Source organism: Streptomyces sp. NPDC001532 (assembly GCF_040298625.1).
Classification (GTDB): Bacteria; Actinomycetota; Actinomycetes; order Streptomycetales; family Streptomycetaceae; genus Streptomyces.
The window spans coordinates 15,351-29,929 of sequence record NZ_JBEPAL010000009.1; the positions used below are offsets into that span (position 1 = coordinate 15,351).

The 14,579-nt window shown below is 70.8% G+C and carries 10 protein-coding genes; 4 read left to right on the forward strand and 6 right to left on the reverse strand.

Going from position 1 to position 14,579, the window contains the following annotated elements:
• Positions 1–18: 18 nt before the first annotated feature.
• Both pntB and ABT232_RS11175 read right to left on the reverse strand, forming a co-directional pair.
• Positions 19–1,485: a Re/Si-specific NAD(P)(+) transhydrogenase subunit beta gene (gene pntB, locus ABT232_RS11170; protein WP_351838942.1), complete on the reverse strand. Its 1,467-nt coding sequence runs from the start codon at positions 1,483–1,485 to the stop codon at positions 19–21.
• A gap of 6 nt (positions 1,486–1,491) precedes the next feature.
• Complete coding sequence (locus ABT232_RS11175; protein WP_351838944.1) at positions 1,492–3,051, reverse strand: Re/Si-specific NAD(P)(+) transhydrogenase subunit alpha; 1,560 nt, start codon at positions 3,049–3,051, stop codon at positions 1,492–1,494.
• Between the two features lie 605 nt (positions 3,052–3,656).
• Here ABT232_RS11175 and ABT232_RS11180 point away from each other — a divergent pair.
• A complete protein-coding gene (locus ABT232_RS11180; protein ID WP_351838946.1) occupies positions 3,657–4,655 on the forward strand; it encodes an NADP-dependent oxidoreductase in 999 nt (332 codons plus the stop codon).
• A gap of 849 nt (positions 4,656–5,504) precedes the next feature.
• Here the strand turns inward: ABT232_RS11180 and ABT232_RS11185 are convergent.
• Together ABT232_RS11185 and ABT232_RS11190 are read right to left on the reverse strand one after the other, a co-directional pair.
• Positions 5,505–5,747 (reverse strand): DUF5302 domain-containing protein, encoded by a 243-nt coding sequence (locus ABT232_RS11185; RefSeq protein ID WP_351838947.1) that lies wholly within the window; start codon positions 5,745–5,747, stop codon positions 5,505–5,507.
• A 493-nt stretch (positions 5,748–6,240) separates the two neighbouring features.
• The gene (locus ABT232_RS11190; protein ID WP_351838949.1) at positions 6,241–6,903 is read right to left on the reverse strand and encodes a TetR/AcrR family transcriptional regulator; all 663 of its coding nucleotides are present in this window, start codon (positions 6,901–6,903) and stop codon (positions 6,241–6,243) included.
• A gap of 206 nt (positions 6,904–7,109) precedes the next feature.
• Here ABT232_RS11190 and ABT232_RS11195 point away from each other — a divergent pair, with 206 nt between their 5' ends.
• Positions 7,110–8,531 (forward strand): purine-cytosine permease family protein, encoded by a 1,422-nt coding sequence (locus ABT232_RS11195; protein ID WP_351838951.1) that lies wholly within the window; start codon positions 7,110–7,112, stop codon positions 8,529–8,531.
• Positions 8,532–8,553: 22 nt separating this feature from the next.
• Positions 8,554–10,218, forward strand: a complete 1,665-nt coding sequence (locus ABT232_RS11200; protein ID WP_351838952.1) for an amidohydrolase — start codon at positions 8,554–8,556, stop codon at positions 10,216–10,218.
• Positions 10,219–10,587: 369 nt separating this feature from the next.
• Here the strand turns inward: ABT232_RS11200 and ABT232_RS11205 are convergent, their stop codons facing one another.
• A complete protein-coding gene (locus ABT232_RS11205) occupies positions 10,588–11,046 on the reverse strand; it encodes an SsgA family sporulation/cell division regulator (protein WP_351838953.1) in 459 nt (152 codons plus the stop codon).
• A 340-nt stretch (positions 11,047–11,386) separates the two neighbouring features.
• On the opposite strand from ABT232_RS11205, the gene ABT232_RS11210 reads away from it, so the two are divergent.
• The gene (locus tag ABT232_RS11210; protein WP_351838954.1) at positions 11,387–11,794 is read left to right on the forward strand and encodes a cupin domain-containing protein; all 408 of its coding nucleotides are present in this window, start codon (positions 11,387–11,389) and stop codon (positions 11,792–11,794) included.
• Positions 11,795–12,021: 227 nt separating this feature from the next.
• Here ABT232_RS11210 and ABT232_RS11215 read toward each other — a convergent pair whose 3' ends face one another.
• The gene (locus tag ABT232_RS11215; protein ID WP_351838956.1) at positions 12,022–14,196 is read right to left on the reverse strand and encodes a DUF1996 domain-containing protein; all 2,175 of its coding nucleotides are present in this window, start codon (positions 14,194–14,196) and stop codon (positions 12,022–12,024) included.
• Positions 14,197–14,579: the final 383 nt, after the last annotated feature.

The window sequence follows — 14,579 nt, forward strand, 5'->3', positions numbered from 1 at the left end:
GCTGTCGGCGAACGGCTGTCAGTGGCTGGCCACCGTCGTGCGGAGTGCCGCTGGGTCCGTGTCGCGTCGGGTGTCGGGCCCGAGGGCGTGCAGGATCTCCTCCACGCTCTGCTTGGCGTCGCCGAAGAGCATGCTGCTGTTCTCGCGGAAGAAGAGCGGGTTCTGCACGCCCGCGTAGCCGGAGGCCATGGAGCGCTTGAAGACGATGACCTGCTCGGCTTCCCAGACGCGCAGCACAGGCATGCCGGCGATCGGGCTGGCCGGGTCGTCGGTCGCTGCGGGGTTGACGGTGTCGTTCGCGCCGATGACCAGCACGACGGAGGTGTCGGCGAAGTCGTCGTTGATCTCGTCCATCTCCAGGACGATGTCGTAGGGCACCTTCGCCTCGGCCAGCAGCACGTTCATGTGCCCGGGCAGGCGGCCCGCGACGGGGTGGACGCCGAAGCGGACGTCGACGCCCTGCTCGCGCAGCCGCCGCGTCAGCTCGGCGACGGGGTGCTGGGCCTGGGCGACGGCCATGCCGTAACCGGGGGTGATGATCACCGAGCGGGCCTGGGCCAGCATCTCGGCCGCCTCCGCGGCCCGAACCTCGCGGTGCTCGCCCTGCTCCTCCGCGGGACCGGAGGGCGCCTCCATGCCGAAGCCGCCCGCGATGACGGAGAGGAAGGACCGGTTCATCGCCTTGCACATGATGTAGGACAGGTAGGCGCCGGACGAGCCCACGAGCGCGCCGGTGACGATGAGCAGGTTGTTGTCGAGCAGGAAGCCGGCCGCGGCCGCCGCCCAGCCCGAGTAGCTGTTCAGCATGGAGACGACGACCGGCATGTCGCCGCCGCCGATCGAGGCGACCAGATGCCAGCCGAGCGCCAGCGCGAGCACCGTCACGGCGATCATCAGGGGCAGGCTCGGGCTGATGGTGAACCAGACGGTCAGCCCCACGAACGCGGCGACCGCGCCGACGTTCAGGGCGTTCTTGCCCGGCAGCATCAGGGGGCGGGACTTGATGCGTGCGGAGAGCTTCAGGAACGCGACGATCGAGCCGGTGAAGGTGACCGCGCCGATGAAGATGCCGATGAACACCTCGGCGTGGTGGATGCGCAGCAGATCGGCGCCGACCTCGGTCTGCGCCGCGCCGTGCGCCTCCACCTGAAGGTAGCTGTTCCAGCCCACCAGTACCGCGGCGAGGCCGACGAAGCTGTGCAGGACGGCGATGAGTTCGGGCATCTGCGTCATCTCGACGCGGCGGGCCCGCCACAGGCCCATCGCCGCGCCGAGCGCCATGGCGAGCACGATCAGTGTGACCGCTCCGGCCGGGATGCTCTGCGCCGCCAGGACCACGGTGGCGACCAGGGCGAGGGCCATGCCGGCGATGCCGTAGACGACGCCGGCGCGGGAGGTGCGGTGCTGGGACAGGCCGGCCAGGCTGAGGATGAAGAGCAGGGCGGCGACCAGGTCGGCAGCGTGTGAAGCCGTCAGGGACGTCATCTCGGCTCAGCCTTTCGAGAACATAGACAGCATGCGGCGGGTGACGGCGAAGCCTCCGAAGATGTTGACGCTCGTCAGCAGGATCGCCACGAAGGACAGCGTGGTGACCAGTCGGCTCTCGTGCCCGATCTGCAGCAGGGCGCCGATCACCACGATCCCGGAGATCGCGTTGGTCACCGACATCAGCGGGGTGTGCAGCGCGTGATGCACCTTGCCGATGACGTAGTAGCCGATCACCACCGCCAGCGCGAACACCGTGAAATTGCCCGCGAGTTGGGGCGGCGCGAAGGCCACCAGGAGGAACATGGCGAGCATTCCGAGCCCGATCAGGGCGAAGCGCCGCACGGGAGTGAGCTTCGGTTGCTCCGGCTCGGGCGCCGCGGGTGCGGCCGCGGGCTGGGCGGCGGCGGGTGCGGCCGAGACCGCGACGGGCGGCGGGGGCCAGGTGACGTCGCCGTCGCGCACCACGGTCACCGCCCGCTGTACGACGTCGTCGAAGTCGACCGTCAGCTGCCCGTCCTTGCCGGGGGTGAGCAGCTTCAGCAGGTTCACCAGGTTGGTGCCGAACAGCTGCGACGCCTGCGCCGGGAGCCGGGAGGCCAGGTCGGTGTAGCCGATGATGGTGACGCCGTTCTCGGTCACCACCGTCCGACCCGGCACCGTGCCCTCGACGTTGCCGCCCATCGCGGCGGCCATGTCGACGATGACGCTGCCCGGCTTCATGACGGCGACGTCCTCGGCCGTCAGCAGGCGCGGCGCCGGCCGGCCCGGGATCAGGGCGGTGGTGATGACGATGTCCACGTCCTCGGCCTGCGCCCGGTAGAGCTCGGCCGCGGCACGGTCGTAGTCGGCGGAGGTCGCCTTGGCGTAGCCGTCGGTGCTCGTCTCCTGAGCGGCGTTCACCGGCAGGTACTCGCCGCCCAGCGACTTCACCTGGTCCGCGACCTCGGGCCGCGGGTCGGTGGCGCGCACGATGGCGCCGAGGCTGGAAGCGGCGCCGATCGCCGCGAGACCGGCCACGCCCGCGCCGGCCACCAGCACCTTCGCCGGCGGCACCTTGCCCGCCGCGGTGACCTGGCCGGTGAAGAACCGTCCGAAGACGTGCGCCGCCTCGATGACCGCGCGGTAGCCGGCGATGTTCGCCATCGACGAGAGCACGTCCATCGACTGGGCCCGCGAGATGCGCGGCACCGCGTCCAGTGCGAGGGCCGTCACCTCGGCATCGGCGAGCGTCTGGAGCAGTTCGGGCTTCTGCGCCGGGCTAAGCAAGGCGATCACCGTCGCCCCCTTCCGCAGCCTGCGGATCTCCGCGTCGGAAGGGGCGTTCACCTTGAGGACGACATCCGCGTCCCAGGCCTCGCCGATCCGTGCTCCGGCATCGGCGTACGTCCGGTCGTCGAACCCGGAGGCCTCTCCGGCCCTGGACTCGACGACGACCTCGTAACCGAGGCCCACGATCAGCCGTACCGTCGCCGGGGTCGCCGCGACCCGCGTCTCCCCGGAGACGGACTCGGCCACGACGCCGACTCGGCGCGGAGGATGGTGTGAGCGTTCTTGAGCAGACATGTCCTGTTTCTCTCGTCAAAGGAGGGTGCGCAAGGGCTCCGCGCTCAGGTCGCGTGGGGACGTCCTCCCCCGTGATCGCAGGAACCTAACCCGTTGGACGAGTGCGGGCCAACGCCGCCGCACGGTGACCTGGTTCACCTTGCGCAACCCACCCGGCACCGTCGGAGAATGGGCGACCGCCCCACCTGCGCTCGAGCGGTCAAGTCCCGCTCCGCCCTGCCGCGCCCGCCATCTGACCGCGCGTCATCCGCGGCTCGGGAAGGCTGGAAAGCGCGCAGCGGACAGGGGACGAACAGTTCATCCTGAGCGGCCGGTGCACGGCGAGCACTTGGCACCGGGTGGGCGCCTCGCGGGTACGCACCACGGCTTCAGCACCGTCGACACCGTCAGTACGGTGAGTACCGTCAGCACTGTCAGGGGGGTCGCGGCAAGGTGTCACCCCATGTCGATCGGCGTCGACGGCGCCGCGTCAAGGCCGGGTGCGTACAAGACGGCGGCCGGTGTTCCTCGTCCACGCACGAACTGTGACCACCGACACTTCACTCTCATACCTACTGGTCGGTACGCTGCGTGGAGTCGCTCGCACCGGAGGCATCGTGTCAACCATGAACCGCCAGATCCGTTTGGCCGCCCGTCCAGTGGGCGAGGTGAAGCCCGAAGACTGGGAGTCCACTTCCGAGCCGGTAGGAGAGCCCGGCCCCGGCCAATTCCTGGGCCGCACTCGCGTGATCTCCCTGGACCCGGCGATGCGGGGCTGGCTGGACGACCGCCCCTCCTACCTGCCCCCTGTCGCTCTCGGCGAGGTGATGCGCGCCGGATCGGTCATCGAGGTCATCGCCTCCAACCACCCCCAGTACCAGCCGGGCGACCACGTGGTCGGCTCCTTCGGAGTCCAGGAGTACGCGGTCTCCGACGGGAAGGGTGCCTTGAAGATCGACACCACCATCGCCCCGCCCTCCACCTATCTCGGCGCTCTGGGCATGTCCGGCATGACCGCCTACTTCGGCCTGCTCGACGTCGGAGCGCTGCGCGACGGCGAGACCGTCGTGGTGTCGGGGGCGGCCGGAGCTGTCGGCAGCATCGTGGGACAGATCGCCAAGATCAAGGGCTGCCGGGTCATCGGCATCGCCGGAGGACCGCAGAAATGCGCTCTGCTCACCGACGAGCTGGGCTTCGACGCGGCCATCGACTACCGCGCCGAGGACGTGCGGAAAGCGCTGCGTCACCATGCTCCCGACGGCATCGACATCTACTTCGACAACGTCGGAGGGGACATCCTGGACGCCGCGCTGACCCGGCTGGCGATGCGCGCGCGTGTCGTGATCTGTGGCGCGATCAGCCAGTACAACAACGCCTCCCCGGTCCAGGGCCCTTCCAACTACCTGTCGCTGCTGGTCAAGCGCGCCCGTATGGAAGGCCTCGTCGTGTTCGACTACGCCGAGCGATTCACGCAAGCCGGTCAGGACATCGCCGGCTGGATCGGGGCCGGACAACTCAAGGTCAAGGAGCACGTGGTCAGCGGGACCGTCGACGACTTCCCCGACACGTTGCGGATGCTCTTCCGTGGAGAGAACGTCGGCAAGCTCGTCCTCGAACTGGCCTGACTCTGGCGGGAAAATGCGCCCTGGACACGGTCGCCGCGGGCCGGAGGCCGGCTCCTCGGCATCCATCCCGCCGTGCGGGTCAGTGACGTGACGGCTCTACGTCTTGCGTCAGCCCGGTGACGGCGGCCCGGAGCTGGGGGCGGGTCATCCGTCCGGCGGAGGTGGGTCTCGGTGCCGCCCTGAGGAGCTCACGGCCTCGGGCGGCACAGGCCGTCGGTCGAGGTGGCGACGGCCTCAGCCGGAGCAGGGGCAAGTACGGCAAGTATGTGTGAAGTAGTGCAGCAGCAGGGCTGAGGCGAGCCGCATCCTGTGGTGGCCGGCCACCTCGTGTGCCGGGACGCCTACGTGGCCGCCACCGTGGCCCGGAGCGCCCGCGAAGTCGACCCTGAGATCGCCCCCTTGCCCGGGGTGGATGAGTTGTTCCACCCTCAGGACCACCGGTTCTCGGCAACGACCCCTCACCCTCCTGCGCGACCTCGACGAGCCCCCGCCCGCGCGGCAGTGTCCGACGGCGACCACCTGGTTGCCGTACCCCTCGGCGGTGAACGGCTCGAAGACCGGGCCGAACTCCCAGCCCTCCGCCCCGACACACCGCCGACCGGTCCGCGGCGGCCACCTCGATTTCTCCGCGCCGTCCGTGCCGATCCGCAGAACGACCGAAGGCACCCGGTGACCAGTCGCCGACGACGGCGCTGCCCTGCGCTCAGGCATGACCTCGACTACGCACAGCACGCCCTGCCGCGCCCGCAACGCGCGCATGGTTTGTGCGCGTTGCGGGCCACTACGTGAGGCGCGCGAGTGGCTGGTGCCAGGTGCCGATGAAGCGGCCACGTCGCACGACCGTTGAACTCAGCCGCCGCTCTTGCGCCTGAACGACCGCTGGCTCGCAGCCGGTCCGTGCGCCGCGCGCACCTTCAGCCTGTCGCCGTTCGCGGCCATGTCAGCGGCCTCCGCCTGGGCACCGCGCTTGCGGTCCAGGGCTTCGCGGAACTTGCGTTTCAGGTCGTAGTTGCCGTCGCTGTCCGGTGCGAGAGGGGACGTCTCGGGGGCGGCAGGCTCCGAACCTTCCGGCTTTACGGGCTCTTCGGTCATGGTGACCTCCTGGGTTCGGGGATGGACAGGCACAGCTTGTCATGCCGGGCGGGGTGTGGGGCGCACGGCGTCATCATCCTGGGGGCGGCAGCCGCTCTCAGCCGTTGCGGCGCACGAGGGCCGCCTCGCGGGCCTCGGCCATCATGCGGCTCGTCCTACGGCCCCCGCCCGGCGGCACGAGCGTGACCACTGCGCCGGACTCACCGGCGCGGGCGGTGCGGTCGGCCCGGTGCAGCGCCCTCCTCCCGGATCAAGCCCGGCTCCCCCGCTCCGCAGGCGCCCCGGTCATGACAGGCCCGCGCACATCAGCCACACGTCAGGCACAGGTCGCCCCACCCCACGACTCCAGCCACCACCGATACCGCCGCCCCACTCGCCGGTCGTTCACATGCTGACGACGTCCGCGTAGACCGGCCCCCGCAGGCGCGGGGCGGGGGTGCTCCAGGTGGAGGCATCTGCCACGGCGGCGCCGACGACGCGCCCCACGCCCCCGTCAGGACGATCGCCCTGCGTCGCCCATGGCATCGCTCGTGACGTCGCCCGTGGCATCGCTCGTGACGATCAAGCGGTCGGCCGCGGCGCGCGCAGCGGCCAGTGCCGCCGCTCGATCGGTACCGCGCTGGCTCAGCACCACGCGGGTGCTGAGCCCGTCGAGGAGCGCGAGCAGCAGGTCGGCGCGCTCCGGGATCTGTTCCCGCGTGATCCCGAAGCGTCCCTGGTCGACCCCCTTGGCAAGGAGCGACTCCAGGTCGCTCTGCCAGCCGCGGTCCATCTCCTCCTGAGCCTCCCGCAGCGGGCCCTGACCCGTCGTGCGGGCCCACAGCTCGATCCACAGCGTCCAGCGCGGGTCGCGCGGTCCGCGGGGCAGGTACAGCTGGAGGAAGAGGTCCAGTTTGCGTTCGGCGGTCGTACGACGTGTGAGCAGGGTGCGTCGCTCGTCGCCGAGCGCGCTCTCGCTCCACCGCAGCGCCTCCAGCAGCAGCCGGTCCTTGCTGCCGAAGTAGTACAGGATGTGGCCGCCGCTGGTGCCGAGGCGCTCGGCGAGGGATGCCATGGTGAGCGAGGCCAGCCCGTTCTCGGCGATGACCGTCATCGCCTCTTCGAGCATCCGCTCCTGCGCGATCCGCCCGTCCCGCCGTCGCGCTGTTCCCGTCACGCGCCATTCCTCCAGTCGGCCGCCGCCCCGGCGTGACCCTGCCGTGCCCTGCCTTGCCCCGCCGTGCCCTGCCGCGACCTTATCCCGCTCATCCCGTTCCGGGTCTTGACGGGCGCGGCCGCATGCCACATCTTGAATGCCGTTCTAACTTCTAGAACGGCATTCAAACTACCCGCTTGCCGTTCAACCTGCCGAGAGGGGTCCGCATGGGGCACAGCACCGGTGTGGCCAGCGACGAGGTCTTCCGCGTGGAGACCCATGGCGTCGACACCATCCCCGACGAGGACCGCCACGGCAGTCCCCGGGACCTCTTCTGGCTCTGGTTCGGGTCCAACCTGACTTTCACGTACGTCATCAACGGCGCGCTCGCCGTCGCGTTCGGTCTCTCCTTCTGGCAGGCGACGGCCGTCGTGGCCGTCGGCGGCCTGGCCTTCTTCGTCGTCAGCGCCGCGGGCCTGAGCGGCAGCCGCACCGGCACCGCGACGCTCGTCATCTCACGCGCCGCCTTCGGCCACCGGGGCAATCTGCCCGCCGGAGTCCTCAACTGGGTCGTCAGCATCGGCTACACGATCGTCAACACGGTGGTGGGCACCCTCGCTCTGGAGGCCTTCTTCGCCGACGCCGGCTGGCGCGCGCCCGGCGACACCGGGCGTGCCCTCGCCCTCCTGATCACCCTCGCCCTCACCTTCGTGGTGGCCATGTGGGGCCACGCCACAGTGCAGGCGGCCGAACAGTGGCTCGCGTACGGCCTCGCCGCCGGCTTCGGTGCGTTCCTCGTCCTCGTCGTCCCCCGGGCCGACCTCGCCGGCGACACCGCCGCGGCGGGCGCCGCCGGAGTGTCCGCGTGGAGCTGGGCGCTGGTGGTCGCGCTCTCCGGCCCCTTCTCGTACCTGCCGATGCCCGCCGACTACACGCGCTACCTCCCGAAGGACACCTCGCTGCGCGCCGTCACCTGGAGCGGGGCACTCGGCGGCTTCCTCTCCTCCGTGGCGCTCGGTGTCGGCGGCGTGGCCGCCGCGACGCAGACGGACATGACCGACGCGGTCGCCGGTGCGCAGTCCCTGCTGCCCGGGTGGTTCCAGCCCGTCTTCCTGGCCCTGGTGCTCGGCGGCTCGGTCACCAATTCCATCATCACGCTCTACTCCTCCAGCCTGAACCTCCAGGTGCTGGGGATTCCCTGGAGCCGCGCGAGAACCATTGTCATCAGCGTGTCCGTCACGGCCGCCGGTTCGCTCGCCGCGCTCTTCCTCACCGACTTCACCACCTCGCTGCTCTCCTTCCTGTCGCTGCTGATCATCGTGTTCGCGCCGTGGAGCGGCGTGTTCCTCGCCGACATGCTCCTGCGTCGCTGCCGCTACGACGCGCACGCCCTGCACGCCGGACGGGCCGGCGCCTACTGGTACCGGGCGGGTTTCAGCCCGCCGGGTACGGCGGCGCTGCTCACCGGTCTCCTCTTCGCCCTGCTCACCTGCGACTCGCAACTGTGGACGGGCCCGCTCGTCGCCCCGCTCGGCGGCGCCGACCTCACCGTGTTCAGCTCGCTCGTCGCAGGCCTCGCGTACTGGCTCCTGAGCCGCCGCGCCTTCGCCTCCACCTCCGCCCTCTCCGCCCCCGTCCGTGCCGACTGACACCTCTCAGGAGCAGCACCGCATGTCACCCGCCCCCTCCGATCTGATCCTGCGCGGCGCCCGCGTCCACACCGTCGACCCGCACCTGCCGTACGCCGAGGCCCTCGCCGTCCGCGACGGCCGGATCGTCTGGCTCGGCGCGGACGCGGACGCCGCCGCCTGGACCGGGCCCGGCACACAAGTGATCGACGCCGCCGGACGTCTCGTCCTGCCCGGCTTCGTCGACGCGCACAACCACGTACGCCTCGGCTCCGACGACGCCTGCGTCCAGCTCGCGGGCATCTCCTCGCTCGACGGGATCCACGCACGCATCCGCGACTGGGCCGAGGCCCATCCGGACGCCGAGTGGATCGAAGCGGAGGCGTTCGACTACTCGGCCATCCCTCAAGGGCGCATGCCGCACGCCCGCGACCTCGATCCGGCCACCGGCGAGCGGCCCGCCTTCGTCCTCAGCTACGACGTGCACACCGCTTGGCTCAACACGGCGGCCCTGCGCAGGCTGGGCATCGACCGCCACCGGACACAGCTGCCCTTCGGCGACGCCGACGTCGACCCGGTCACGGGCGAACCCACCGGTTTCGTGAAGAACTTCGCCGTCAAGGGTCTGTCGCGGGACGGCCACCGGGCGCTGCGCGAGCTGGGTGTCCCCTGGGCCTCGCCCGACCGGCAGTACGGGCGCCTGGTCAAGAGCCTCGACGACGCCGCCCGGTTCGGCATCACCACGGTGGTCGAGCCGCAGAACTCCCTGGACGACCTCGCCCTGTTCGAGCGGGCCCGCGCCGAGGGCCGGCTGCGCAGCCGCCTCGTCGCCGCCCTGTTCCATCCGCGCGGCACCGGCGACACCGACCTGGACGTGTTCGCGGCGGCAGCGCGCCGCTTCGATGACGACCGGCTGCGTGTGGGGCCGCTGAAGCTGTACATCGACGACGTGGTCGAGCCGCGTACCGCCGCTCTCCTGGAACCGTACGCGGGCTGCGGCCGGCACCGAGGCGAGACGTTCTACCCGCCGGAGGAGTTCGCCGAGCTGCTGGCCGGCCTCGACGCGCGCGGATTCCAGTGCTTCGTCCACGCCACCGGCGACCGCGGCATTCGTACGGTCCTCGACGCCGTCGCGCACGCCCGCGCGGTCAACGGTCCGCGAGACGCCCGCCACCAGGTGGTGCACGTGGAGTGCCTGGACCCGGCGGATGTGCCGCGCTTCGCCGAGCTGGGGGTGGTGGCCTGCATGCAGCCACGCCATTGCGCGCCCGAGATCGCCGGTCCCGGACGGGACTGGGCGGAGAACGTCGGCGCGGACCGCTGGCACAAGGCGTGGCCGATGCGCAGCCTGCGCGACGCCGGTGCGGTCCTGGCCTTCTCCAGCGACTGGAACGTCGCGGAGATGGACCCCATGGTGGGCCTGTACACGGCGGTCACCCGCCGCCCACTGGACCAAGGAGCCGACGGCGAGCCGTGGTGTCCGCAGGAGACGGTGGACATCGAGACCGCCGTGCACGGGTACACGATGGGCTCCGCCTACGCGAACTTCCTGGAGGACGAGCTCGGATCGCTGACCGTGGGCAAGCTCGCCGACTTCGTCGTGCTCTCCCGCGACATCCTGCGGTGCGATCCCAAGGACATACCGGGGACGGTGGCCGAGACGGTCGTGGTCGGCGGCGAGGTGATCCACACGGCCTCCGCCGTCTGATTCCCCGCCTGCGCGGAGCCACGGGGAGGCTCGCAGCGCGGACCCGGCCGGTGTGTCGTCCGGCGGGTGCGCGCTGCGAGCGGCGTATCGGAGTCGTACGCCAGGTGGCCTCGTGCCGACGCCGACCCGGCGTGGGTCGTCGCCGAGGCACTGACCGCAGCTCACGACCGGGGTCCCCGGCGCGGGCCCGTCCACGCGGCCGCACCGGCCGCACCCCGGCGGACGACGTCCGCCAACCGACCAGGCCCATGGCTCCTGACATGTACACGGCCCTTCAACGTCGTCCCGTCCTCACTCACCGCTTCCCGTGGTGATCGTCTGCTCGCTCACGCGCCGACGCCGGTGGGTCCGATCACCCCGTCGCCCGGCTCAGCCCTCCTCCAGCAGCTGTTCCAGCGCGCGGTCAAGGGCCGCGTGGACGCTCTCCTCACCGGGCGGAACCGCGAGGTAGGTGTTCCGCAGCCAGCCCCCCAGCTCCGCGGCCGGTACGTACAGCACCGCCGCTGAGCGCGTGTTCCGCAGACGGATGCGGATCATCGTGGAGGAGTGGCATCGACACGGCGGCCATACGCGCACATCACCGTCGCCGGACGGAGACACCAGACCGCGGGACAGCAGGTCACGGGAGAGCACCCAGGACGGCGTCTCCCCCGCGCCCAGGGGGAAGTCGAGCCGGACGGCGAACGGGTCGGCCGAGTCGTAGCCGAAGCGCACATCGAGCGGAACGCCGCCGGTGCCCGTGATCACGACGGCGCTCAGCGAGATCCGGTGGCACCGCGCGTACCGGGCGGCGCGTGCGCCGTTCGGCGGGCTTGCCGGGTCATACATGGTGCCTCCCGGAGGCGCGGCACGGTGCGGAAGGGGTTCCGCCGGCCGCTCGACGGAGCCGGACAGGGCCGGACACGGGTCACTCTGTTGCTTCTGCTCGCACACGCATGTCGGATGCGCCGGAGAGGCCGCCGGTGCTGCCCTGCCGGTCGGACCGAGGCATGGCGACGGGCGAAGCGGCGGCCTTCAAGATCAGCGGCGGGCATCGTTCGTGTCACGGGGCGCTGCTCGGCGCCCACCCAGCGAGTGCGTAGAGTCGACGTAGTGGGTCGTCGGCCTGGTGGGTCTTTCGTCCTCGGACTCCCGGTGCCCGCGACGGTATCCCGAACGGTGATGAGGCATGGCTGACGAAAGCGCTGGTACGGACGGCGCCCGCGAACCTAGCGGAGCCGGGCAGCCGCAGGTCCTGTGCGACGTGGTGTCGCTCTCTGCCACTCCGGTCGCCCCCGGCGGGGCCCAGTGGAAGCTGGCCGAGCCGGGACGACAACTCGACGCCAACCTCATCCGCGTCCCGCCCGGGGGTGGCGTCCCTCCGCACATCGAGCCGGAGCTGGACGTCCTCGTGCTGGTGGTCGCCGGCGACGGCACGCTCGCGACCGACCCACCGCAGCCGCTCACCGCAGGCAGTCTGATCTGGCTCCCGCGGGGCGCCGCCCGAAGCGTCACAGCCGGCAAGGAAGGCCTCGCCTACGTCACCGTCCACCGACGCCGACCCGGCATGCAGATCATGACCCGGCCCAAGGCCTGACCCGCCGGAAGCCGGCGCCGGCACGAAGGATCTCCACAGGGACTCAGTGGACCAATGTTGTGCCCAGCGACACAGACATGGCCACAGGGCCTTGTCCACTCGCCGCAGGCCTGTTTCGACCGCATGCCTCCACAACCGTCCGAGTCGGCTTGCGGCGCTCCGACTTCTCTCGGAGCGCCGCGAGTGCCCGGCCGGCAGAGGTGCAGCGGACGCTCAGGGCACGGTGTTCACCGCGTGCCCAGACGCCTCCTGGCTCGCCACAGCAGCAGAACGCCTGCCGCCGCGATCAGGGCGCCCAGAGCAGCCGGCCACAACTGCGTTCCGGTGGCGGCCAGTCCGCCTGCCGCGCTCCGCTGTCCCGTCTGGCCGAGAGACGGAGCCTCCGCGGCATCGTCCGCGGCAGGTGGCGGGGTCAGCGTGTTCACGGCCGACGGCTCGTTGTCTTCCGCGTCGGGCTGCTGCCCGGGGTCGGTGGTGTCGACGGCATCGTCCGGGTGCTGGGTCCGGTCACCCGCTGCCGGGCCCGAGTTCGTGGACGGTGTGTCGCTGGATCGAGGGGATGCCGTGTCCTGGCCCTCCGGGCGCTCGGTCGGCTCGCCGGGCGGCGTACCGGGCCGGTCGGTGGTGGCTCCGCCGGTGGGTTCGGGGTCGTCCGGGCGCTCGGTGGCAGTGGGCGTGGTGGGGGCTGGTGACGGCTCGCTGTCAGTCGGCTCGTCGGTCGGCTCGTCGGTCGGCTCGTCGGTCGGTTCGTTGGTCGGCTCGTCCGACGGCTCGTCGGTCGGTTCGTTGGTCGGCTCGTCCGACGGCTCGTCGGTCGGCTCGTCCGACGGCTCGTCGGTCGGTTCGTTGGTCGGCTCGTCCGACGGCTCGTCGGTCGGCTCGTCGGTCGGTTCGTTGGTCGGCTCGTCCGACGGTTCGTTGGTCGGCTCGTCGGTCGGCTCGTCGGTCGGCTCGTCCGTCGGCTGGTCCGGTGCGTTGTCGCCGCCGCAGCGCCGGCCGTCGTTGATGCAGTCGACCATCTCCTCCATGAGGGCCTCGTCGAAGACGTTGATGAAATCGCCGTGGTCCGTGACCGGCTTGTGCAACTGCTCGGGGAAGGAGTCCACGGCGAACAGCGGCGCCGTGCGGCCGCCGTCATCGAGGCTGGGCGCGTTCACGTCGTACACGATGCGCTGCACGAGTTGGGGTACGGCCGCGAAGCCGTTCGGGCAGCTTCCGTCGACGGCGGTGAAGGCCACATGAGTGCGGTGGTTGGCACTGTCGGCGTTCCTGCCGTCCCAGCAGCTCTGGAAGCGGAAGGTGCGGACGACCTGGCTGCCGTCGGGGCACAGCGGGTACTTGTCCTTGAGTTGCCGATCTTCGAAGCCGGTGCAGCTCCAGGACGCGTTGGCGTTGGTGTTGCCGTTGACGAAGGCTTTGGCGTCGCCGGTGATGATGCGGAGGAAGCGCGGCATTGCGGTGACCTTGCCGGTGGGACTGCCGACGAAGGTCAACGTGACCTCGGCAGGAGTGAGGATGGTCCCACGGTTGCCCTCGGTGCCCCCACCAGGAGCGTCCGCGTCCCGCTCTTCGACACCGTTCTGAAGACGCAGCACCGGCCAGTAGTAGCTGGACTTGTCGCCGGGATCCTGGCACGACGTCGCCGCCTGGGCCAGCTTGTCGTCGCTCGCGAAGGCGTTGTTGGCCTGGTTGCCGACGTAGTCGTGGAAGTGGTGGGCTCCGTTGGTGACACCGGGAGCGACGATGACGTTGTCCGAGTTGAACAGACCGTTCGCGTTGACGCCGCAACTGGTGGTGAAGGTGCCGCGGGAAGCTCCGTTGGCCAAGGGCGGTTGCGGGACGTTCGGCTGGGCGGTCGTGATGTCGGCGTAGTCCTCGGCGACCGGTCCGTTGCCGGGTGAGGCGACGTCACCGGGATCGTCTTCGTCAGCGTCGGCGGTGTTCGTCGGGCTGTCGGCTGCCACCGGCTTCAGTGTGCAGGTCGTCAGTGCCTCCAGGTCCGCCGCCGGGGCTTCCCCTGCGGCGTCCATGGCGGCGACCAGCCGTCCGATCGTCGCGGCGCGATCGGTGTGCAGCGGCTGGAGGATGTCGGCTTCCGCGCGTTGCTTGTCGTCCTGGTTCGCGGAGAGCCATGATCCGAGCCGCTCGTAGGCCGCGGCGATCTGCTCGTCGAGCACCGCCAGCTCCTTGGCGACCGTCGGCTTGGCCGGGTCGGGGACGGCCGTGAGCCGGCTTGCGACATCCGGGCAGTCGATGGTGGCCGCTGCCTGCCCCGACGCCGGGACGGACGGCTCGGCACCCGACCGGACGGACGCGTCGGTGCCCGCGGTCTCCTGCGCGGAGGCGTAGATGTTGACCGTCGCCACACCTCCACCGCCCAGGATCAACGCGATCGCCGCCAAGGTGGCTCTTCGTGCACCGGTGTCACGTTTGTGCGCTGTGCGTCTCAAGGGGCTGCTCCTGGCGTTCGGTTGGCCGGCCGGCCCGGACCATCTGGCCGACGTATACGTACGGAAGCGAGGAATTGTTCAGAGCGCTTCGGCGTGTGAGTCGGCGGCCCGATGCCTGGGAGGCCGGACTGCGCACGTCACCTCACGGGCGCTCCATCGGTACGTCGGTCCGCGCCGTGGGCTCGGCTTGTCGGCGCGGCGCAGGCAGAGAGGCAAACGCGCAGAGAGGCAAAGGAAAGAGGAGAGGGCCGCTTCGACCTCCCCAGGTGTCGCGGCCCTCCCCCATCACGTGCGCGGCTACCCGGAAGTGCCGCTCTCACACCTTCGCCGCCTCG

What these genes read in the sequence shown, in the direction of transcription:
- pntB (WP_351838942.1), bottom strand. Translation starts at nt 1,485, where the DNA reads ATGACGTCCCTGACGGCTTCACACGCTGCCGACCTGGTCGCCGCCCTG.
- ABT232_RS11175 (WP_351838944.1), bottom strand. Translation starts at nt 3,051, where the DNA reads ATGTCTGCTCAAGAACGCTCACACCATCCTCCGCGCCGAGTCGGCGTC.
- ABT232_RS11180 (WP_351838946.1), top strand. Translation starts at nt 3,657, where the DNA reads ATGAACCGCCAGATCCGTTTGGCCGCCCGTCCAGTGGGCGAGGTGAAG.
- ABT232_RS11185 (WP_351838947.1), bottom strand. Translation starts at nt 5,747, where the DNA reads ATGACCGAAGAGCCCGTAAAGCCGGAAGGTTCGGAGCCTGCCGCCCCC.
- ABT232_RS11195 (WP_351838951.1), top strand. Translation starts at nt 7,110, where the DNA reads ATGGGGCACAGCACCGGTGTGGCCAGCGACGAGGTCTTCCGCGTGGAG.
- ABT232_RS11200 (WP_351838952.1), top strand. Translation starts at nt 8,554, where the DNA reads ATGTCACCCGCCCCCTCCGATCTGATCCTGCGCGGCGCCCGCGTCCAC.
- ABT232_RS11205 (WP_351838953.1), bottom strand. Translation starts at nt 11,046, where the DNA reads ATGTATGACCCGGCAAGCCCGCCGAACGGCGCACGCGCCGCCCGGTAC.
- ABT232_RS11210 (WP_351838954.1), top strand. Translation starts at nt 11,387, where the DNA reads ATGGCTGACGAAAGCGCTGGTACGGACGGCGCCCGCGAACCTAGCGGA.